Source organism: Pontimicrobium sp. SW4 (genome assembly GCF_039954625.1).
Taxonomy (GTDB): domain Bacteria; phylum Bacteroidota; class Bacteroidia; order Flavobacteriales; family Flavobacteriaceae; genus Pontimicrobium.
Genome location: NZ_CP157199.1, coordinates 2,242,893 through 2,265,156, shown reverse-complemented (window position 1 = coordinate 2,265,156; position 22,264 = coordinate 2,242,893). Strand labels below are relative to the sequence as shown.

The window sequence follows — 22,264 nt, the reverse complement described above, 5'->3', positions numbered from 1 at the left end:
CCTGCCTTGAGCACAGTCGAAAGATCGAGAACCAATATTAATAAAACATAAAATTTGAAAATACTAAATAACATATTACATGTCATTCCGACAGAGCGACGCAAGGAACGACGAGGAATCTCACTATTTATAGTTACGTTACTTCTTTTTAGCTGCAACAACAAAACATTTAATAGTAAAACAGAGCTCTTAGCACATCTTAATGAAGAAACCAATGGCTATACTCAGCACAAAACTGTAAACGGGGTAGACTACACCTTAATGTATCGCCCTACAGATTTGTTAGTACAACAAGAATTAGGAGATAGTCAAGATGCCGAACGCATAAAACAGTTACGAGACAAGTACAGCAAGTACCTCTATTTTAATTTAAGCATGAGTAAAAGCAACCAAGAATTATTAAGTGTAGCTCCCAAAAACAGAAATGAGTTTGGAGCTATGGTCAACCAATTGGCTTTTGGTATGGATACTAAAGTACACTTGTTTACCGAGACAAAAGACACCTTAGAGATGGTAGATTTTATTTACCCACGTATGTACGGGATGAGTAAAGCTACCACCATCATGTTTGTTTACCCCCGAGACGAAAAAACATTAAAACAAGAGTATATAAATTTTTCTATAGAAGATTTAGGGCTGTATACCGGAGAAGTAAAATTTAAAATCCCAACTGAGGTTTTAAAATATGAACCAACAATATCATTTAAATAACATAAAAATGAAGAAAACAAAATTTTCACATAAAGTTATTGCAGTGTTCTTGACACTTAATTTCTTAACAACAATTATTCCAATAAATCAGTTGTTTGCGAATAATAATGGACCAGGATCTCCAGAAGCTGCAGGTTTTGAGCCTGTAGATGCTACAGATATGGTGAATTTAACAACGGGAGATTTATCCTATGTGCTACCATTAATGTCTGTTGAGGGGTTTCCTGTAAACTTATCTTACCACGCGGGAATGACTATGGATATGGATGCTTCATGGGCTGGTTTAGGATGGTATTTGAATCCAGGAGCAATTAATAGATCTGTGACTAATACTCCTGATGATTGGAAAGCTGGTACAGGAATTAATTTTAATTCATTTTATAATGAAACTGATTATTATGGTGTTACTGTTGAAGTTGGGCTTCCAGGAGCTGCTTCGGTAGGTGTTGGATTAAATTGGGGAGGTGGTCAAGGATTGTCCGGTTCTGTCAATGCTAATTTAGGACTTGGAGCTGCAACAGGGGGAATGATAAAAGGAGGTGTTTCTGCGAGCGTAAGCACTACTGGGGATGCTTCATTAGGATATGGCTATGGCGTACAAATTGGTTCTTTTGGTGTAGGAGCTAGTGTTTCATATTCTTTAAAAAATCAATGGAGTTTATCTGGAAGTGCTGGTGTAAATGTTGGTGAAAATGGATTTGTTGGGAGCTCTTTGTCTTCAAATGGAAGTTTTTCTGTAGGAGGAGGAACAAAAGGGACTAAAGGAGATTCAGGAGGAGCTGGTATGAGTAGTGATAGCTTTTCACAAGGCGATGCTAGTATTGACACACAATCAACAGGTATTGCGGTTCCACTAATTGTTTTACCTATTACTATTGGTTTTAGAAAAACCAAGGTAAAAATCAATGTTAGAAAAGGATTTTTAAATCAAGAATGGGGTGCGTTATATGCAAATGATTATGATTATAGTCTTAACAATAATAGTGCATTAATTTATGATGTATATAATTATAACGAATTGTTTAAGGATTACGCAACACGCACAAATTCTATAGACACATATTCAACAAGACTGCCTCAGCCTGAAGAAGATTTTATAGGAGATTATTCAAAAGCTATTGAGAACATCAACTTTACCTTTATGGGTTATGATAGTTATAATGTAGCCGCTCAAGGCTTAATGGGGAATATGACGCCTCATGTTTTTCAAAATGCTACAATTTTTGGTAAGGGACAGCGTACTAAAAATGAGGGAGGAGATGATATTCACGTGTTTTGGCATCATGGTTTAAGTGGAAATGAGGTTAAGCGCCAATTAGGTAGATTGGACGAAACAAGTACTGCGTATAATAACAATGACTTCTATTTTAATTTTGACGGACAATTTACAAGTATTGAAAAAAATGATGCTAATGGTATTGTTTCAAATATTGATCTTTCAGATGATATCAATGATTTAATTTACGAAGGAAATCATTCTGGTACTTCAAACAGTTATAATAACTCATATTACGGGAGAGCCAAATCCCCTAATTATGTAGAAGTATTTACAAACGCGCAAATTGCCAACGGTCATGCAGCATTAAGGGGTTTAATTACACCTTCAACTATTCCAGATTTAGATAGAGTAAATACAGCAAAGTTTGATCCAGATGGTATTGGAGCTTATATGATAACATCACCTGATGGTAAAACCTACCATTTTTCTTTACCTGTATATCATTTTGAGCAAGTGCAGAGAGGACAAATAAACAAACAAGAAAACAGTTCTTTTAATATTCAAAATGTTACGGAAAAGAGACAGTATTCTCGATATGCTACACATTGGTTATTAACAGCAGTAACAGGATCAGATTATGTAGATAGACCAGACCCAGACACCAATAATTCACTAAAGTCATTTAATAAGGAAGACTATGGATATTGGGTAGAGTTAGAGTATGGAAAATGGAGCGATGGTTATGTATGGAGAACGCCTTATCAAGATCGTGTATATCAATATAATACAAATATTAAAGGTGATATTGAAAAGGGAGATAAAGGAGGTTACTCTTTTGGAAGAAAACAACTGTACTATTTAGATAAAATAAATACTAAAAACAAAACAGCTCTTTTTGTTAAAGATATACGATTTGATGCTATTGGGAAAAATTTAAAATTTCAATACAACAATGCAACAAATATGATTAATAATGTTTTTACTAACGGTTCTTTAACAACTACTAATAATGATAAGTACTTAGGTAACACAGGGCATGGTTCTAATCAAAATAGTCTTAAATATACAAATCCATATATTGATGTTAGAGAGTATAAACTAAGAAGTGATGGTAGAAGAGGTGTAGAATATGATAGAGAATATTCCTTAAAACTATCTAAAATTGTATTGGTAGATGGAGATGTGGGTAAAAACCTTTCTAAAAACACAGTAGGAAGCCTTGGAACACTATTATCCCCTGTAGGTTATGTGCCTAATGATACTTGCATTCCTAATTGGGAATCTGATGACTTTGTTGTTTTATATGGTAGTAATTACACTTATCCAATACACAATGAACAGGATGTGCTAGATGTTAATGACGTATCTCAATCTTTTATAGATAACAATGCTTTAAAAGTTGTAGAGTTAAAACATTCTTATGAATTGGCAAAAAGCTCTCCTTCATCTATGGATATAAACATAGCTAACAATCCTAATAGTAATTATGGAAGGTTGACTTTAGAATCTGTACAAATAAAAGGAAAAGGAGGTACAGAGTATATGCCAGCAACATCATTTAATTATTATTTAGAAGATATGCCTAATATATCATTAGAAGAGAATTTTATTAGCGATTCACCAGACGAAGATGACATTAGAGATTACGTAAACGTTAAAAAAAATTCTGTCGATAGTTGGGGTTATTTACAAGGCGAAGCAATTGAAAATGGTATAACGCATAATAAAATAAAAGCTTGGAGTTTAAAAGAAATTACCATGCCTACAGGTGCTAAAATAGAAATTGACTATGAAGAAGATGAGTATTGGATGGAAGCGTTTGCAAGAAGATATTGGTATAATGAGTTTTTAAGTTTTAAATTATATGAAAACTCAGGTCAAAGTACTTATGGAATTGAAATAGGTAAAGATCCTGATATGGATTTGACTGATGATTTTAATTTCAATGATTATTTTCATCTTGGTCAGAAGACCTCTTTGGATTTATGGATTTCTAGAATTGATGCCGATTTTTCAGGAATTCTTAATTGTATTAGAAGAAGAGGGCATATAGATATTTTACCTGAGAATGCATTGGATGTCAATGTAACTAATGTAAGTAATGATGTGTTATTCTTATCAATTCCTAAAAATCAAGCAATACTCACAGGTAGTCACACAAGTAAAGTCTTCAATAAAATGTTTACAAGATGTAATCATGTTGTTTGCCAGAACGATAAAGTTAGAGGAGAACAGGCAGATGGAGGTGGTTTAAATTGTGAGTACGACCATCATGTATTGCAATATAGACTATTAGCTAACAAAATTCCCGAAAATGAAAATGGTGGAGGTTTAAGAGTAAGTGAGTTAAGAACCAAAGATATAGGTAATACATATAAAGTTACTTATGATTATAATCATCCAACAGAAAACAGAAGTTCAGGTATAACATCTTATGCTCCAGTAGACGGATTGAAATACGTGCCATATCAGTCTGAGATTCCAGCTCCTGGAGTGATGTATGAGTATGTAACCATGAAAGAAACTTCTAATACAGGAGATTATTATTCTAAAACACGATATAGACATCATGTATTAAAACCAGTATTTAACATTTTTAACCCTAATATAGAAATGGAGGCTTTAGATGCTAATGCTCCTGGAGAAGATAATATTTTTTGGGCCAATGTTCAAGAGGATTATGGAGGGTTAAATGGTGTTAATTCGAGAGATGTTGAGGCTAAAAAAATTGACATTAACATTAATTCCGCACTAATAGGGCAATTAAAATCTATTGAGAATTTAAACAGTGAAGGACATGTCATGTTTAAAACAGAAAACGAATACATCAATGGCACAAGGTTAGTAAGTCAAGAACCAAATAAAGGTTATGTTAAAGAAACTTTTAACTCTATGAAAACGGTGTTTAAAACAAACAATGATGGAACAGTTATAAATGATGAAAAAAGGCTTTTGAGTATTTCTTCAAAAACAGAGTATAACAACATGCTTAAAAAAACTATCACTACCGGTGGAGGTCAAAAATCTTCAATAGAATATTCAGATGTAGATCCTTGGTTAAGTAGTTTTAGAAAGAGTGAGACTACAATGGCAGATGGTACTAAAATGCAAGATATTAGAATTCCCGCATATACCGAATACGCCGACATGGGATCAAAAGTAACTAACCCTAGTAACAAAAACATGCTTACCCAAGAAGCTATGAATATTTCAAGTGTATTGGTTGGCGGGCAATGGAAAACTACCAATGCATATATAAGCACATGGAATGATACTTGGAATCATGTAACCAATAACGGGCAAACAAATACTATTGGAGGTCTATGGCGTAAACACCAAAGCTTTGTTTGGAAAGATGCAGTAGATACTGATGGGACTTATGGACAATTAGTGGATGCTAATGATTTTAATTGGGGTATTGGAGCAACACAAACCAATACAGAGTGGCAAAAAGTATCAGAAATTACTAAATATAATTTATGGTCTTCACCAGTAGAGAGTGTGGATATTAATGGAAATTTTGCTGCATCCAAAATGGCAGATAATTTTAGTAAAGTCACTGCTAGCGGTAATGCTCGATATACCGAAATGTATTATAGCGGTGCAGAGTATGTAGATAATGGTAATATGTTTGAAGGCGAAGTGCTAGGAGCAAATTATCGTACATCAGAATATGCGCATACGGGTAATTGGAGTGTTAAAAATATTAGTACATCAGATAAGGTTTTTGAAATCAACAAACCTGTAAGCACAAGTACAACAACTAATACGTTAAGACCAGGAAAATACAAAGTTTCTTTTTGGGTAAAAAATAGAGTAACAGGAAGTCCTGGGGTTCAGTTAACAGTTAATGGAAGTACTGTCGAAGCAACAGAAGGCATGTTAGGTGTAGATACAAATGCGGGCAATTGGCAGCAATACATTTATTACATTACTATACCTACATCTGCTACTAATTTAAACTTAGATGTAAAAGCAACGAATAGCACAGGAAATTATTTTGATGATTTTAGAATGCATCCTATTGCATCAAGTATGAATAGTTATGTCTATAATCAAGAAACAGATGAGTTGATTGCGGTTTTAGGTGCCAATAATCTGGCTACTGTTTATTGTTATGATTTGGCTGGCAGATTATGCACAGTGTATACTGAAATTGTAGGAAAGGATAACGGTGGGTTTAAAAAAATTAGTAAAAACATCTATAATTATAAAGGAATGACTTCTAACGATAGTTGTGATTGCTTAAACCTTGAAACACCAATCAATCCATATTAACAGATAAGATAAACCACATTATAATGAAACATATATATATATACATTTTGTTTTTGGTAAGTTTAAGCGTTCTAAACGCTCAGGAAAACCCACCAACAACTGTTGATGATATGAACTGGATTAGTAATATTAGTTATGATTTTAACGGTAACACGGTTGCAAAAGGGATTAGCTTTTTTAATACTTTAGGAAAATCAACACAAAGCCAGTCATGGGATATAATAACCGATTCCATTTGGGCCTCACAAACACTTTATGATTACCAGGGGAGACCTGCTTTTCAATCCCTAAGCGCTCCTACGGGATCGGTATTTGGTTACTTAAGTAGCTTTATTAATAACACTAGTGGCTCGCCCTATACTAGAGCAGATTTTGATGATTCAGGAACATTATTAGCACCAAACGCTGTGGGTAGTCAGCCAAATACCTTGGGGTGGTATTATAGTAATAGTAATACTAGCGAACCTTATCAAGACATTACATCTCATCCATTTTCGCGTACGGTTTATAGTAAGTTAAATCCTGGAGCAGTTTTAAAAACTTTAGGAGGTAATAAAGTAAATATTGGCGGTGTAAATCAGTGGGCTAATGGATATACTTTTAGTATGCCAGCAGCACAGGAAATGTATTATGCTTTTGGGAAAGATTATTTTCCCGATGGAGAAACAATTTTATATCCAACGAGTGCTTCGGTTAATGCAGCAGCAGGAGTTTATGAATGCTCAGTTAAATCTTGTAGCACAAATGTAATTTCTAATAATATTATTGTTGATGTCCCAGAAGGCTTTAATTTAATACAAGGTAAAGTATATCAATTTCATATAAACGGAGTAACAAGTTATTATACATTAATGAGTGCAATGGAAACGGTTGACCCTTATAATGAAGAAGGCGAAAACCCGATGGCACCACCTCCACCACCTAACAGTATTATACTTGCCCCAGCATATGATACCTGTCCTGTTGGACCAATATATAATCTAAAAGTTACCAAATCGGTTTCTAGAGATGTACATGGTGTTGAAACTGTAGTTTTTGTAGATAGCGATGGTAATACTTTAGCAGCTGCGCGTAGTGGTAATGAAGATAATCCGACACAAAAAAAGTATAACGTTATGTCTCCAATTGGAGAGCAAGGCTTTGTAGATATTCATATCCCTGTGGGCTGCGGTGGAGCAATTACATTTAAGGGGAATACTAGTGCTACTTTTAATGTTTTTGATTTAATTACAGAAGCAAAACTAAATACATCACCAATTACTTCAAGTAACTATACTTTAAATCCTGGAATGTATCGCGTAGCAGAAGTTACATCATATCACAAAAACCCCTTACCTTTTGTAATCATAAACGGTTCCACAATAGATTTAATAGATAATACTAATCAAGTAGGTGTTAGTTATGATGTAAATTATTACGATTACAGCTTAAACTTTTACGACAAAGCAGGAAGGCTTACACAAAGTGTACAGCCTCAAGGTTTTGATGATGCTTTAACATTAAGTACTTCTGTACGAAACCATGATATGTCAAGTACATTTGCTTATAATACACTTGGGCAATTATTAAGCACAACAAGCCCAGATGAAGGGGCTGCCAATTTTAAATACCGTAAAGATGGACAAATACGTTTTTCGCAAAATGTATTACAAGCAACAAATAACGAATTTTCATATACTAATTATGACGATTTAGGACGCCCTATAGAAAGTGGCGTATTGTCTAGCAATAGTTTTGCTACGGCAGACCCAGATAGTGCAGTTTTACCTGCTGGAACAAAAAAAGAACAGCATTTTACTATATATGACAGTCATGATATTCCAGCAGGGGTAACACCACCCTCAAAAACACTCGATCAGGCACTAACCGATATGGGCTTAACTACATTAGAAAAGCAACAATATATTGCTAAGTTTTTAGCGAGTAATGTTGCAATAACCTATACCAAATCACCAGAAACAACAACTACTTGGTATAGTTACGATATATATGGACGCGTAAAATGGATAGTACAGTACATTAATGGTTTAGGTACAAAAACTATAGATTATGAGTACGACTTCGCCAAAGGGCATGTTACCAAGGTGATATATCAAAAATATAATGCTAATGAATTATTTATTCATAGATACAATTATAATTCTGCAGGACAATTAACAAGTGTTGCTACCTCAACAGATAACACAGCGTTTATTTTACAAGAAAGTTATACTTATTATGAAAACGGAGCACTTAAGCGTAAAGAGCTCTTAAAAGATGCAATACAAGGTACCGATTATGTGTATAACTTAAATGGCCAGTTAAAAGCCATTAACCACCCTAGTTTAAGCCCAACTCAAGACCCAGGAGGAGATACCGATGATGCCTTTGGGATGCTTATAGACTACCATCAAAACGATTATGCACGTACACAAAGAAGCAATATTACTACCACTCCTTTTGGTACAGACCAATTTAATGGTAATATTAAAACGACACGATGGAATACACATAGTAATGCATTAACAGCACCTAGCGAAAATGCATACAATTACGAGTACAATAAAAATAATTGGTTACAAGCAGCCGACTATGGCGAAAATATTATTGGTAATACTACAAATACTAATTTGCAAGCCAATATAAGCTCCACCGCAGTAACTGCAAGTGGCAATATTCTTGCTCTTGAAGCCACTAATAGCATAACATTATCTCCTGGGTTTCATGCCCAAACAGGAAGTGGTGTCACGGCCAAAATATATACCCTTAGTAGTTTTGATACTCAAAATACGGGCGATTACGATGTTACTTCTATTACTTACGATGCTAATGGGAATATAAAAACCCTAAACCGTAATAAAAATACTGAAAGTGGCAGTAACGCTATGGATGAGTTTACCTATGATTACATAACAGGTAAAAACCAACTAGATTATGTCCAAGACGCCGTAACAGGGACTACCAATGCTGATGATTTAAAAACACAAGCCACAGGTAATTATGTGTATAATAGCATTGGGCAACTTATTGAAGATCATGAAGAAGCTGTTGCTGACCCTACAAACATTGTTAGGTATATCTATAACACGAGCGGCTTGGTAACCGAAGTATCTAAAAAAAATGTACCTTTGGTAAAGTTCTTTTATAACGATAAAGGACACCGTGTAAAAAAGGAAATTTACACTGCAGGTTCATTGACAAATACAGATTATTACGTACGTGATGCCGCAGGAAGTGTGATGGCTATTTATAATGGCAACACGCTTAAAGAACAACCTATTTATGGAAGTAGTCGTATAGGGGTGTATAATAGACAAGACAGTAGTACGGCTTATCAACTTACTGACCATTTAGGCAATGTCAGGGCGGTAATTAGTAAAGATAGTAATAACAATATGCTTATGTTGAGTTATACCGATTATTACCCCGGCGGGATGGCGATGCCCGGTAGGAATGTTGTCGGAGATTATAGATATGACTATCAAGGACAAGAAAAAGATAGAGAGACTGGAAAGAATGCGTTTACACTTCGCTTATACGATGCTCGTATTAATAGATGGATAGCACCTGACCCTTACGGAGAGTTTTTTAGCCCATATCTTGCAATGGGTAACAATTGGTTAAATAGAATAGACCCTACGGGAGGAATGACCGATTGCCCTGACTGTCCAGACCCACCAATAGCTACAATACTTTTAGATGAAGTTGTTATTACAGCATCAAGAGGTGATACTTGGATTAAAGGAGCTGCACCTGTTGCCGTAGGGTTAGAACACGCTTCTTGGGTAAGAAACAACTTTTACGTACCTAATGATAGATTTTATTTTGAAGGATTTAAGCGTGGTGAACTGTCTCAAATGGAATATGCTTTAAAGCGTTATGATTTACAAGGGGAAGCAAGAAGCAGAATGACAAGGTCTGGTCAAGCAGTTTCAGAGCTTGCTAAATCGAGACGAGCTCAAATGCAAACCGCACACGATTTTGCTACAGGAAAGAAAGAAATCAGAGTTGAAGGGAAAGGCAATACTAATACAAGGAACTTTGGGGTTAAAGGAACACTACTGAAGGGAGCTTCAAGAGCGACTATTGTTTATGGTGTTTATTCAACAGTTGAACATATTCACAGTGCTGAAGATAAAGGTTTGGCAATAAGTCAAGAAGCAGGTGGATGGGCAGGTGCTTGGGGAGGAGCTAAAGCAGGTGCGTTAATAGGGTCAGCTTTTGGACCAGTTGGTACACTTGTTGGCGGTCTTATAGGTGGAGCTGTAGGTTATGCGGCTGGCTATTCAGCAGGTGGCGCCATTTACAGAGAATTTGATTAGTTAAATTATGAGTGTAGTATTGGAATTAAATAAAGACAAATGGTTTAAAAAATTGCATCATTTTGTTTCAAACGAAGCAAAGAATATAGCAATAAAAAAAGCCTATTATTTAAAGTCTGTTAACGAAAAAGGTGATACTTTTTCAAAACTTAAAAGAATAATAGAAGATAAATCTTATTTAAAGTTAGCTTTATTAAAAGAAGATAGTCCGTATGATTTTAGAAGGCTTGATGATGAAGGAGTTGTCGAAGCAGTTCAATCATTTTATGAATTATATTTTTTTATAAGTAAGACAAACAATTATTATTTTGCTGTCATTGAGGAAAATAATTTTTTTAGAGATAAACCTATAAATGAGTTGAAATATTTAATCAAAGTAGAAAGTTTTAACTACAAATTATTTTTGTTCAACCGTAAAAGAATAGATGAATAAAATATGAAATACATAACAATTTTATTTTTAATGATGAGCCTTACTGGTTGCTCACAAGAGAAATTACAGGAATATAAGAGTGAGAAAGGAGGATTTGCATTTTCCTATAATGACTTATGGGAAAAACAGCTTATGAATGGTCATACAGTTTTTTTAACCAAAGGAGATAAGGAAGATAAAACTAACTTTAGAAACAATTTGAATGTAATTGTTCAAGACTTATCACAGAACCCTATGAGTTTAGAAGATTATCACAATCTTACATTACAGCAAATGCAACAGGCTCTTGGGAAAAATACAGTTACAAGTGACAAAGGTGTTACAATAGGAGGTGTTAACGCTAAAGAGCTTTTTTACACAATCCCAAAAGACATAAGTAAAGGGAATTTTTTAGACCTTAAATTGAAACAGGCTTATTTAATTAAAAACAATAAGGCTTATTTAATCACTTATACAGCAAAGACCAAAGACTTCGAGAAGTATTTACAATCAGCTAATACCTTTTTTGAAACTTTTAAGTTACTGAATTAAGCATACGCTTTTTTAGCATTAAAATCACGAATAAGAGCATCTATAGTAATATATATATGCTCTTTTTCTTTTGGTGTAAGTTTAGAGACCCAGCTCTTCGAAGTCTATGACTTCGGAGCATAGTAATAAGAAGAAGTAAAAGCAATAATTAATAAGAAGCTACATTTTATAAGGTGTAGCTTTTGCTTTTATTATGTTTATATGCGAAGTTTTAAACCCAGCTCTTCGAAGTCTATGACTTCGGAGCATAGTAATAAGAAGAAGTAAAAGCAATAGTTAATAAGAAGCTACATTTTTATATTAGGTGTAGCTTTTGCTTTTATTATGTTTATATGCGAAGTTTAAAACTTCGTAAAGCAATAAAAGTAGCACAGCATTTTTTTTATATATTTAAAAGCTATGGAAACAGATGGCTATAAAATACGAGATCAATCTAAAGTACACTACGTAACATTTACTGTAGTAGATTGGATAGACATTTTTACAAGAAAAGTTTATAAAGACATTATTATAGAAAACTTAAACTACTGTATTAAGGAAAAAGGGATGGTTGTTTTTGGATATGTAATAATGAGTAATCATGTGCATTTAATAATTCAAAGTAGGGATAACGATTTATCAGGTTTGATAAGAGACTTTAAAAAATTTACAGCAAAAGCGATTATAAATCAAATTAAAACAGGAAAAGAAAGCAGACGCGAATGGATGTTAGCACAGTTTTCAAAAGCAACCGAAACACATAACAGAAATAAAACATATCAATTTTGGAGATACGGTAATCATCCAGAAGAAATTTATAGTACTAAGTTTTTATGGTCTAAGTTAGATTATATTCATTTAAATCCAGTAAGAGCAGGACTTGTAGAGAAAGCATCACATTATGTATATTCTAGTGCTGCAAATTATGTTTTAGGGCATGGTGTGTTAGATGTAACAATCGTTGACAATCCTGTTATAAATGTGCATGTAGATAATGCTTTTTGGAAAAGCATTGTTTGGTAGTTTTATGATGCGAAGTTATAAACTTCGCATAGCTTGGCTTGTAATATTCACGGTAGTGCATTTTTATTACTGAATGTCAGTTCGAGTGATTTTCAATAGAAAATTGTATCGAGAACAGGTTTTAGATCTAAAATTTGATTCTTGATAGTGCGAAGTTGCAAACTTCGTATAGCTTATTAAATTCAATAATGAGCATTCATAAAGTTACATTTAAAATTAATGTAAAATGCTCTGCGAAGTCTATGACTTCGTAGTATTTAATATTAAGTAATAAAACAAGCAAAAACCTTACTTTTTCTAAGCTAAAACCTTAGCAATTTCTAAGCAAATAGCAATACATTTATTCTTTATAATAGTTTGGAATAAATGAGTAAGCATATTTTTAAATGGTTGGTAGTTTTAAGTTGCATTACAGGTTGTAAAACCATAAGTGTGCAACAAGAATTTCAAAAAACCACACAAGTACAGCAAACACTAGGAAGTATTGGTAATACTAACGGTACCATAATAAGCAGCGCTTTTGCTGGTACGGCAGTTCCCGTTTATAAAAAGCCAATAAAGGTAATAGCGACTTCTATTCCTTTTACAAAACACGCCTATAAAGCCTTTTTAAAGGCAAAGATTTATCAATCAGCAAATATTAAAATTACATATGTTGATTCCCTAACGGTAAAACCAACATTTGTGCAATTACAATTAGCAGATAAAGTAGCTCTAATAGAAGCATTAAATAGCAAAGACAATATAGGAGTAAAGGATTATTTAGGGCATCATGAGGCTGCTGCTTTAGTAACCAATATTTCTATAGCGTTAAACAAGCAAGAACAGGAACTACTAACCAAGGCAAATACAGTGCAGTTGATACAAGATGCCTTGGGAAATTATGTGTTGCAATGTTACCTAGATGATAAACAAAGCACCTTGCAATTTAATCAAGGAGTCGTGTTTGCTTATAAGGCGGTTAACAGTTGTTGGCAAGAGAATAGCAAACAGCAACTAACCATAGTCGATCTAATAACACAAGGACGCGATTGCCCTAGAAAAACCTATAAGTCTAGACATAATGCAAAAAAACGGGTAGATTATTTTAAACTATAACTAATGAAAAAGACAGTAATATTAATAATGATGCTCGTTGGGTTTATAGCCTGTGATGATATATTAGAGGTAGAAAATATCTCCAGTGCTGCCGTAGTAATTTTAGCCCCAGCTAATGATGTAGTAATAGATACTACGGCAGTTACTTTTACATGGGAAGCTTTGGAAGGAGCAGAGCGTTATCAATTACAAATTGCTAAGCCAACTTTTGAAGACGCACAACAAATAGTAAAAGATACCACGATTACAAATACTAACGTGTTAGTAATATTAGAAAATGGTGATTTCCAATGGCGTGTAAAAGGAATTAATTCTGCTTATCAATCGAAATTCACCATAAATAGTTTTACAATTAACGAATAATATAATGATATCATGAAAAAAAATATTTTAACAATAGTCGCATTACTTTTAGGTTATGTAGCAATGTACAGTCAAACACAAACACAAAATTTGAATATGGGTTTGTATCAGTTACAATTTCCAAGTGCCAATGGAGGCAGTAATAGAATCCAAAGTTATGGTGGCACATTTCCAGGGACATGGCTGTTTAAATCTAGATTTGATGATATTTATATTGATGCGGGAGAAAATGCAAGTAATAAATACAGAATTCTATTTTTAACAGGAGGAATTGAAAGAGCCCGAATAAATTCTGATGGAAATTTTGGTATTGGAACAACAAATCCATCAAAAAAGCTAGAAATAAAAGGGGGTGATGGTGTTGGAATTAGACTATTTAATGAAGTTGCAAATACTTGGGATATCTTAAATACTCAATATGGTAAGCTTGATTTTGTAAGAGGAGGAGTGAATACATTTATGCGTATAGATCAGTTTGGCAATGTTGGTATAGGTACCACTAATCCAGGAAAAAAATTAGAAGTAAATGGAGATATACTTTTGCAAAATAGTAGTGGTATTAAACAAATATATACATGGAGTGGATCTGATGAAAATTGGCGAATAGGAATGAATGACAATCCTGGATTTAATAGAAGTTTGGTGACATCTCACACACAGTTTATAGCTTACGGACTTAATAATAATCAAGGATTTGCAGTTGGACGTAATGGTGAAGATTCAAGTTTTGAGATTGGAGGTACAAATCACACGGCATTTTTTAGAGGTAATGTTGGTATAGGGACAACAACTCCTGGTTCTTGGAAGCTAGCTGTAAATGGTAATATTCGTGCAAAAGAAGTGAAAGTAGAAACAGGTTGGAGCGATTTTGTGTTTGATAATGATTATGATTTACCAACATTAAAGGAAGTGGAACAACATATTAAAGCTAAAGGGCATTTAAAAGATATTCCAAGTGCTAAAGAAGTTGCTGAAAATGGTATTATGTTAGGTGAAATGGACTCTAAATTACTTCAAAAAATAGAAGAGTTAACACTTTATACTATCAATCAAGAAAAACGTATTAGTAATTTGGAAGCTACTAACAAGAAGTTAATAAAAATACTTGAAAAATTGGTTGACGGTAAAAGTGAAGAATAAGAACAAAACATATCTACTTTTAACAATTGTATTTGGCGTTTGGGGAATCATAGGTTATAAAATTTGGTCTGGGTTTAAACCAGACTTACCAAAGATGTCTTCAAACGATTTTGGAGCTACCTTTAAGCCAAAGCAAATGGTAAGTATTGATACATTTTCGATTCAAATGGTTAACAGAGATCCTTTTTTAGGTACTTTAACGATACCAAAGAAGAGAAGAGTAGCTCCTAAAACTAAAAAGAAACCACCCATAGTTTGGCCACCTATAATTTATCAAGGAATCATTACCAATCAAAATTCTAAGCAACAATTATTTGTAATAACTATTAACGGAGAACAACAGTTATTAACTAAAGGGCAAGTCTTTAATGAAATAAAGTTAGTTGAGGGAATAGCTAAACATATTATTGTAAGCTATAAAAAAGAACAAAAAAAGATAATAGTGCAAGAATGAGACTAGGAAAGTTAAAAGCTGGAGCGTTGCAACTCACTATATTTATTGGGGTAGTAATAGCGTTATTGTTAGCGTCTTTTATTTTGCTTGTACATACCCATAAGCGTTTCAATATAGAATCTAACATTACTATTAATGTTGTTAAGAATACCTACAGAGGAATTAAATATACTTTAAACAATGAAGTTCCTTTAAATGAGGAGGTTTTTGTTAGTGATGACGATTTTGAAGAAATATTTGTTGAAAGAGATTTTTGGGGTGTTTTTGAGAAAATAACCTCCACATCCACTATTAAAAATAAAACCATTACCCAAATTGCTTTAATTGGGACTAAGCAAGATGAAAATAATAGAACAGCACTTTATTTAAAAGATAATAATAAACCTTTGGTTGTTGTTGGAAATTCAAAAATTCAAGGGGTTGCTTTTTTGCCAAAACAAGGAGTAAGAGCTGGCAACATATCTGGTACATCTTATTATGGAACACAACTTATTTATGGAAGTACTTGGTTGAGTCATGATTTGCCTAAGATTTCTCGAGAAATTATAGAAAATATTGAATCGCTAATTAGATTATCGAGTGAATTTCCAACTGAAAGTTATATCGACCAAAATATGATGTTGGAGTTCAAACACTCTTTTCACGAATCTAAAAAGGTGTTGTATGATCTTGAAGAGATTAATTTATCAAATATTGCATTGACAGGTCATATTATTGTTAAATCTAAAAAAAGAATTATAGTAAATGCAAGCTCTCAATTAAAGGATGTGTTATTAATTGCACCAGAAATTAGTATAGAAGATAATGTTAAAGGTAGGTTTCAGGCTATAGCTTCAAAAAAAATCACCGTTGGTAATAATTGCCAATTAGAGTACCCTACAGCTTTGGTTTTAAGAGATAAGACAATGTCAGGTAAGAGTAGTGATAATAATGAGGACACATTAATACATATTGGTTCACAAAGTGTTGTTAGTGGAATAATCCTGTATAATGGAGACGAAAAACAGAATAACTTTAAACCTCAAGTGTTTATTGATGAAAATACGATCGTAAAAGGAGAAATATATTGCAACCAAAATTTAGATATAAGAGGTGATATTGAAGGGACTGTTTATGCAAATAATTTTATTGCAGCACAGTCAGGATCCATCTATCAAAATCATATTTATAATGCAAGCATAGAGGTTGATAAACTACCATTTAAATATGTAGGATTGCTGTTTGTTAACTCAAATAAAGAAGTCATGCAATGGTTATATTAAAAAAAATACGAGCCTCGACTTTAATGGAAACATTAGTAGCTACAGTATTAATTGTAATTATATTTATGATTACCAGTGCCATTTTAAATAATATATTTTCAAGTAGCATAAAGAATAGCACTATAGAGATTGATGCTCATTTAAACGAATTGGAATATTTGTATAAAAACGATAAGCTTAAGTTGCCTTACGAAAACGATTTTAACAAATGGAATGTGACATTGGAGGAGGAAAAACAACAAGGACACGCTTATATAGTTATTTATGCTACTAACAAACAAACTAAGAAGCAACTTACAAGAACAATTGAATAGAGAACTAAAAATACAGGCATTTACACTTAGCGAAATGAGCGCGGTTTTAGTGATTACAAGTATTGTAGTAGGTATTGCTTTTTCAGTATTGTCATTGGTACAAACTCACATGCATTCCATTCAAAATAACTTAGAAAACATCAATGAAATTAATAGGTTAAATCAATCTATATGGATTGATTTTAATAAGTATTCTAAAATTACCTATAGCAGTAAAAATGGAATATTGGCTTTTGTGTCTGAACTAGATTCAATTACTTATAAGTTTACTCAGAAAGGAATCATCAAAAAGGAAGATACATTTTATCTTCAAGTCTTTAAAAAACAGTTTTATTTTGATGGTAGCTTAGTGAAAGAAGGTCTTGTTGATGCAATTAAAATAGAAACATCTAAAGGATACCAAGGTAAAAATCTATTTATTTTTAATAACAATGATGCTTCATTATTTATGAACTAATGGCTTTTCAACTAGACAATACCGTAGCCCAAGATAAGAACAAAGAAGCTAAAACCGAAAAGGAATCTTTTCTTAAAAAAGAAATCACTTTATTTCAAAACCCTTTTTCGAATAAAGTAAAAGAGCAGTTTTATACAGAGTTAAGTGTATTGCTTAATGCTGGAGTTAATTTAAAAATGAGTTTGGAGCTTATTGAAGATTCACAAAAGAAAAAATTAAGAAAATCTATTATTAAAAAGCTTTCTGAAAGTATTATTTCTGGGCAAAGTCTATCTGAAGCTTTTCAAGAAAGTGAGCAATTTACCGATTATGAATTTCACTCTATAAAAATTGGAGAAGAAACAGGAACATTGGCACAAGTTACTACCCAACTTGGAGAGTTTTATGCCAGAAAGAATGAGCAAAAAAAACAATTAGTAAGTGCGCTTACCTATCCGGTTATTATTTTAAGTACAGCAGTATTAGTGGTTATATTTATGCTAAATTATGTGGTGCCAATGTTTGAAGATATGTTTAGGCAACAGCAAGTTGATTTGCCACAAATTACTAAATATATAATAAGTGCATCTAACTTTTTAGAACAAAAGGGTTGGATGATATTATTACTCTGTTTTTCACCTTTTGTTACTAGATTATTTTTAAAAAACAATAAACGTTATAAGCAGTATAAACATATTATTATGAGTAAACTTCCATTTATAGGAGGCTTTATAAAAACTGTTTATCTATCGCAATTTACTCAAGCGGTAGCATTGTTGACTGTTTCAAAAGTGCCTATTGTAAATAGTATTCAACTTGTAAAGCAAATGATTGATTTTTACCCTTTACAAAAAGCTTTAAATAGTACTGAAAAAGATATTTTAAGTGGGAAGTCGCTTAGTGTAGGATTGAGTAAACACAAGCTATTTGATGCAAAAATGATAGCTTTGATAAAAGTGGCTGAAGAAACTAATCAAACCGAATATATTTTCGAAAAACTTAACTTACAATACAACACACAAGTCCAACAACAATCTAAAATGTTGTCAACTCTTATGGAACCCTTTATTATCTTATTTGTAGGTGTAATTGTTGGTGTTATCCTTGTGGCCATGTATTTACCAATGTTTAAATTGAGCAGTGTTATAGGATAAACTCATTAGTCTCAAGAAAGATAGTGGCATAAAATAAAAAAATCCTAAAAAATTGAAAAAACAATTAATTAGGATTTTCTTGTGACCTCGGGAGGATTCAAACCTCCAACCTCTTGAGCCGTAATCAAGTGCACTATTCAGTTATGCTACGAGGCCATTTTTGTGGGTGCAAATATATTTTATTTTGTTACAATGACAAAATTAACTCTAAATTAATTACATTTCACTTATGAATACAATTGAAGATTTTATTAGAGATATTCCTGATTTTCCAAAACCAGGTATTTTATTTAAAGATATTGCACCTTTACTACAAAACCATAAAGGTGTAAGTTTATGTTTAGATGAATTGTTACTATTAGTTGGCAATAAAAAAATTGATAAAGTTATAGGTATAGAATCTCGTGGATTTTTCTTTGCTACTTTGTTAGCGCAAAAACTTAATGCTGGCTTTATACCTGTTAGAAAACCTGGAAAACTGCCTTTTAAAACTTTATCACAATCTTATGCTTTAGAGTATGGAAAAGATGCAGTCGAAATCCATGTTGATGCTATAGAAAAAGGAGAGCGAATCCTTATTCATGATGATGTGTTAGCTACTGGAGGAACAGCTGAAGCTGTTTGTAAGCTGGTTGAAAGACTAGGAGGCGATATTGTACAATGTAATTTTATAATGCAACTTAACTTCTTAAACGGAAAAGATAAGTTAAAAGGGTACGACGTAAAATCTGTCCTAGAGTATTAATCTAGTGCTCTAATTGTAACAAAAGCTCTCCAGCCAATTATGGCAAGCTGTAATTTACTTGCCGTTGTAATATCTAATTGCCTTTTAGTAAAACTAGGTAATATGGATTTATTTACTTTCGCTAATATTTTAAAAAGCTGCTTTTTCATATTTATTTCCTATGCAAATGGGCGTCTTATTTTGTTGCTAACAATGCAAAAATAATGAAACTTATTCTAGTACTTTTTTTTTGGACCTTATTAAGTTAGTCAGTAGATAATTATGATGATGATTGCTATTATAAATTTTACTAAGGAAATCATAAGTTTTTTTGTTTTGATGATTGATAAAAATATATTCAGTTCTGTAATTATTTTTGAATATATAGGTTTAGAAATCTTACCACCAAATAGATTGCCTAAAAATGATACAATTAACTTTATATTGTTAAGTATAAAAATAATATAAGTTATAAATTTTTGCTTGTTTCCTTGAAACAAGTTTTATTATGTAACTATAATTATGGATTATTGTTTTAAAATGGAATAACTTAAGAGGCTTTTTAGATGTTTTTTAAAATGTCAAGGGGATAAAATTAATAAATAACTGTTTTTTACCGTTTTCATCTTTATGGCTGTAATTTAAATAAAAAAAGACGCTCACTAGTGAACGTCTTTTTTTAACCAACTAAGTCTTAATAAAAGAGATTAATCTTTTTCCTTTTTTAATGTAATTTCAACAACACCGTCTTTTCCTTTTTTACCATATTTTTTTTTGGCAGATTTTCCTTTTAATACAGAAATAGATGCTATTGTATCTGGATCCATATCTTTTAGTTTTTTGTTTTTAGCGACTTTCCCATCAATCACTAATAATGGATCTTTGTCATTATCACTTATAAAAAACATGGTGCCTCCGCTTTTTCCTATTTTGGTTATAGTTTTATCTTCATCGTCATTTTTATTAATCCAAATAGTACTACTGCCTTTCGCTGAGGATTTTATTTTAAAGATTTTGTTATCATCTGATTTGAAAGTTAGATTATTCTTTCCGTTTAAAAGGATATTTTCTTTAATTGTATTACCGTCTTTGTCTTTTCTAATTAGTATAGATTTACCATCTTCATTTTCAATGATTTCGATTAGTTCATTATCATCTTCTGAGTCTATAAACAAACCATTGCTTTTGCCTTTAACTATAACATTTCTCTTCCCATTAGTAACAATATTACTTCTTCCTTTAACTACTACATTGCCTTTAAACTTATAAACGTTTCCATCTGCATTAACTGTGTCTGCACGAATTATATCGTAAACTTCACCTTCATCACTAGAAAAAGTAAAAGTATTTTTGTTTTTACGCTCCTTTTTTATCTCATGGATTTTATGCCCTTTTTTAATAATGATTTTGTCATCATCTTCTATTATTTCATGATTATCACTATCATCATGTTCTTCATGACTGTTAAAGACAAAAACATTATCACTTTTATCAGATTTTCCAATAGTTATTGTGCCATCTTTATGTGTAAACGAATAATCTTTATCATGAATCAAACTACTAGTGTTTCCTATAGAAATGGAATTGCTTTTAGCATTGTAAGTTATTTTTATTGTCTTGATAGCTGAGTCATTGCTAATTGAAAAGTTTGCATTTGAGTTGTCAGACTTTGCATCAATTTTTAAGGCGATTATTTCGTTGTCACTATTACGCTTTACGTTTTTTATTTTAAGAGTAATTCCTTGAGCTTTTAATTTGTTTATAACATCGTCTAATTGAGAATCAGTAAATGTGCTTTCAATAAGATAAGCGACAATATCTTGTTTTAAAACAGTATTTGGTTTTATAATGTTGTTGTTTGTAATTGCCTTTTTTGTTGTAGCTACTGGCTTATGATCTGTCTCTAATGTTTCTACATCTACATTTGTTATTGACATAGCGTCAACACTTTCAGTGATGTTGGAAATTTCTCCATTATTGGATTCTGCTTCAATATAAATTTCTTTAGTATTGAAACTCATTAAAAATAGAGCCAAAGCAGGCAGAATTAATAAAAATTTTAATTGATTTTTCTTTTTTGATCTGTTTTTGTGTAACATGACAATTCGTTTTTTGATTAATGAATTATAAAAATTATTGGTTAATGCCATTTGATAATTTGGCACACTTGTCTTGAGTAATAAATGCTGATAGCTTTTTTTGCAATTGGTAGTTGCTTGTGCATTTTTATCTGCAATAAACTCTAAATTTTGTCTAAGATCTTTTTTGTATAACCAAACTAATGGGTTAAACCAGAGTATAATACTTGTTAATTCTACCAATAAAATATCTATTGAGTGCAATTGTTTTGCATGTATTTTTTCGTGAGTAATGATATGCTCTAACTCAGTTTCACTAAATTGATTTGGATTAAAAACAATCCAGTTAAAAAAGGAAAAAGGAGATATTATGTTTTTAGTGATGACATATATATATGATGCAACACGTTGTTTTGTGCTTTTTAAAAGTAATGCGATTAACGATCCAAATTGAAATAAAAATTTGAACAGGAAAAACAAGACACCTATAATGTATACAAATACTAAAATGTTAGTTGTGTTTATTGAATTGTCTATAATTGCTGGTTGAGGTATTGTATTAGCAAAATCTATAGCACTTTTATATATTATTGGTTCTATTACTATATATTTTGGTATTGTAATTAATGGTATTATAAAAGCTGTTACTAATCCGAATAATAAAAAAGAACGAATAGATTCAAAAAAGGTTTCTCGATTTAAAAACAACTTGTAGCATACATAAAACAATACCAGAATGGCGCTGACTTTTATTAAGTATTCCATG

17 protein-coding genes and 1 tRNA gene are annotated in these 22,264 nt (G+C 32.2%); 15 read left to right on the top strand and 3 right to left on the bottom strand.

From position 1 onward, the window contains the following. Positions 1–54: 54 nt before the first annotated feature. The 14 genes from ABGB03_RS10605 (at position 55) to ABGB03_RS10540 (ending at position 18,696) form a co-directional block, all read left to right on the top strand. The gene (locus ABGB03_RS10605) at positions 55–711 is read left to right on the top strand and encodes a hypothetical protein (protein WP_347922489.1); all 657 of its coding nucleotides are present in this window, start codon (positions 55–57) and stop codon (positions 709–711) included. Positions 712–718: 7 nt separating this feature from the next. Beyond that, positions 719–6,208, top strand: coding sequence for a hypothetical protein (locus ABGB03_RS10600; RefSeq protein WP_347922488.1), 5,490 nt, complete (start codon positions 719–721; stop codon positions 6,206–6,208). A gap of 23 nt (positions 6,209–6,231) precedes the next feature. Continuing rightward, on the top strand, positions 6,232–10,509 hold the full coding sequence (locus ABGB03_RS10595; RefSeq protein WP_347922487.1) for an RHS repeat-associated core domain-containing protein: 4,278 nt from the start codon (positions 6,232–6,234) through the stop codon (positions 10,507–10,509). A 7-nt stretch (positions 10,510–10,516) separates the two neighbouring features. Next, positions 10,517–10,942 (top strand): hypothetical protein, encoded by a 426-nt coding sequence (locus ABGB03_RS10590; protein ID WP_347922486.1) that lies wholly within the window; start codon positions 10,517–10,519, stop codon positions 10,940–10,942. A 3-nt stretch (positions 10,943–10,945) separates the two neighbouring features. Then, positions 10,946–11,473, top strand: a complete 528-nt coding sequence (locus tag ABGB03_RS10585) for a PsbP-related protein (protein WP_347922485.1) — start codon at positions 10,946–10,948, stop codon at positions 11,471–11,473. 399 nt (positions 11,474–11,872) lie between these two features. After that, a complete protein-coding gene (locus tag ABGB03_RS10580) occupies positions 11,873–12,475 on the top strand; it encodes a transposase (RefSeq protein ID WP_347922484.1) in 603 nt (200 codons plus the stop codon). A gap of 366 nt (positions 12,476–12,841) precedes the next feature. Then, on the top strand, positions 12,842–13,573 hold the full coding sequence (locus ABGB03_RS10575; RefSeq protein ID WP_347922483.1) for a hypothetical protein: 732 nt from the start codon (positions 12,842–12,844) through the stop codon (positions 13,571–13,573). Between the two features lie 3 nt (positions 13,574–13,576). Beyond that, on the top strand, positions 13,577–13,936 hold the full coding sequence (locus ABGB03_RS10570; protein ID WP_347922482.1) for a hypothetical protein: 360 nt from the start codon (positions 13,577–13,579) through the stop codon (positions 13,934–13,936). A 12-nt stretch (positions 13,937–13,948) separates the two neighbouring features. After that, positions 13,949–15,076, top strand: a complete 1,128-nt coding sequence (locus ABGB03_RS10565; protein ID WP_347922481.1) for a hypothetical protein — start codon at positions 13,949–13,951, stop codon at positions 15,074–15,076. Then, positions 15,066–15,530 carry a hypothetical protein gene (locus ABGB03_RS10560; RefSeq protein ID WP_347922480.1) on the top strand — a complete coding sequence of 155 codons (465 nt, stop codon included), beginning with the start codon at positions 15,066–15,068 and terminating at the stop codon, positions 15,528–15,530. The genes ABGB03_RS10565 and ABGB03_RS10560 overlap by 11 nt, the downstream gene beginning before the upstream one ends. After that, the gene (locus tag ABGB03_RS10555; protein ID WP_347922479.1) at positions 15,527–16,792 is read left to right on the top strand and encodes a hypothetical protein; all 1,266 of its coding nucleotides are present in this window, start codon (positions 15,527–15,529) and stop codon (positions 16,790–16,792) included. Before ABGB03_RS10560 ends, ABGB03_RS10555 begins: the two co-directional genes overlap by 4 nt. A 23-nt stretch (positions 16,793–16,815) precedes the next feature. Next, positions 16,816–17,106 (top strand): hypothetical protein, encoded by a 291-nt coding sequence (locus tag ABGB03_RS10550; protein ID WP_347922478.1) that lies wholly within the window; start codon positions 16,816–16,818, stop codon positions 17,104–17,106. Then, complete coding sequence (locus ABGB03_RS10545; protein ID WP_347922477.1) at positions 17,057–17,563, top strand: prepilin-type N-terminal cleavage/methylation domain-containing protein; 507 nt, start codon at positions 17,057–17,059, stop codon at positions 17,561–17,563. The genes ABGB03_RS10550 and ABGB03_RS10545 overlap by 50 nt, the downstream gene beginning before the upstream one ends. Further along, on the top strand, positions 17,563–18,696 hold the full coding sequence (locus ABGB03_RS10540) for a type II secretion system F family protein (RefSeq protein ID WP_347922476.1): 1,134 nt from the start codon (positions 17,563–17,565) through the stop codon (positions 18,694–18,696). The genes ABGB03_RS10545 and ABGB03_RS10540 overlap by 1 nt, the downstream gene beginning before the upstream one ends. An 82-nt stretch (positions 18,697–18,778) precedes the next feature. Here ABGB03_RS10540 and ABGB03_RS10535 read toward each other — a convergent pair. Continuing rightward, positions 18,779–18,852: transfer RNA gene (locus tag ABGB03_RS10535), tRNA-Arg, on the bottom strand. Between the two features lie 73 nt (positions 18,853–18,925). Here ABGB03_RS10535 and ABGB03_RS10530 point away from each other — a divergent pair. Continuing rightward, on the top strand, positions 18,926–19,441 hold the full coding sequence (locus ABGB03_RS10530) for an adenine phosphoribosyltransferase (RefSeq protein WP_347922475.1): 516 nt from the start codon (positions 18,926–18,928) through the stop codon (positions 19,439–19,441). Here the strand turns inward: ABGB03_RS10530 and ABGB03_RS10525 are convergent. Both ABGB03_RS10525 and ABGB03_RS10520 read right to left on the bottom strand, forming a co-directional pair. Next, positions 19,438–19,590, bottom strand: a complete 153-nt coding sequence (locus ABGB03_RS10525) for an SsrA-binding protein (protein ID WP_347922474.1) — start codon at positions 19,588–19,590, stop codon at positions 19,438–19,440. The genes ABGB03_RS10530 and ABGB03_RS10525 overlap by 4 nt on opposite strands. Before the next feature lie 537 nt (positions 19,591–20,127). Then, entirely contained in the window at positions 20,128–22,263 is a 2,136-nt protein-coding gene (locus ABGB03_RS10520; RefSeq protein ID WP_347922473.1) for a M56 family metallopeptidase, read from the bottom strand. Position 22,264 lies beyond the last annotated feature (1 nt).

Bases quoted from the DNA above. Each gene is read 5' to 3' on its own strand.
- ABGB03_RS10600 (WP_347922488.1), top strand. From the start codon at position 719: ATGAAGAAAACAAAATTTTCACATAAAGTTATTGCAGTGTTCTTGACA.
- ABGB03_RS10595 (WP_347922487.1), top strand. From the start codon at position 6,232: ATGAAACATATATATATATACATTTTGTTTTTGGTAAGTTTAAGCGTT.
- ABGB03_RS10590 (WP_347922486.1), top strand. From the start codon at position 10,517: ATGAGTGTAGTATTGGAATTAAATAAAGACAAATGGTTTAAAAAATTG.
- ABGB03_RS10585 (WP_347922485.1), top strand. From the start codon at position 10,946: ATGAAATACATAACAATTTTATTTTTAATGATGAGCCTTACTGGTTGC.
- ABGB03_RS10580 (WP_347922484.1), top strand. From the start codon at position 11,873: ATGGAAACAGATGGCTATAAAATACGAGATCAATCTAAAGTACACTAC.
- ABGB03_RS10575 (WP_347922483.1), top strand. From the start codon at position 12,842: ATGAGTAAGCATATTTTTAAATGGTTGGTAGTTTTAAGTTGCATTACA.
- ABGB03_RS10570 (WP_347922482.1), top strand. From the start codon at position 13,577: ATGAAAAAGACAGTAATATTAATAATGATGCTCGTTGGGTTTATAGCC.
- ABGB03_RS10565 (WP_347922481.1), top strand. From the start codon at position 13,949: ATGAAAAAAAATATTTTAACAATAGTCGCATTACTTTTAGGTTATGTA.
- ABGB03_RS10555 (WP_347922479.1), top strand. From the start codon at position 15,527: ATGAGACTAGGAAAGTTAAAAGCTGGAGCGTTGCAACTCACTATATTT.
- ABGB03_RS10550 (WP_347922478.1), top strand. From the start codon at position 16,816: ATGGAAACATTAGTAGCTACAGTATTAATTGTAATTATATTTATGATT.
- ABGB03_RS10545 (WP_347922477.1), top strand. From the start codon at position 17,057: ATGCTACTAACAAACAAACTAAGAAGCAACTTACAAGAACAATTGAAT.
- ABGB03_RS10540 (WP_347922476.1), top strand. From the start codon at position 17,563: ATGGCTTTTCAACTAGACAATACCGTAGCCCAAGATAAGAACAAAGAA.
- ABGB03_RS10530 (WP_347922475.1), top strand. From the start codon at position 18,926: ATGAATACAATTGAAGATTTTATTAGAGATATTCCTGATTTTCCAAAA.
- ABGB03_RS10525 (WP_347922474.1), bottom strand. From the start codon at position 19,590: ATGAAAAAGCAGCTTTTTAAAATATTAGCGAAAGTAAATAAATCCATA.
- ABGB03_RS10520 (WP_347922473.1), bottom strand. From the start codon at position 22,263: ATGGAATACTTAATAAAAGTCAGCGCCATTCTGGTATTGTTTTATGTA.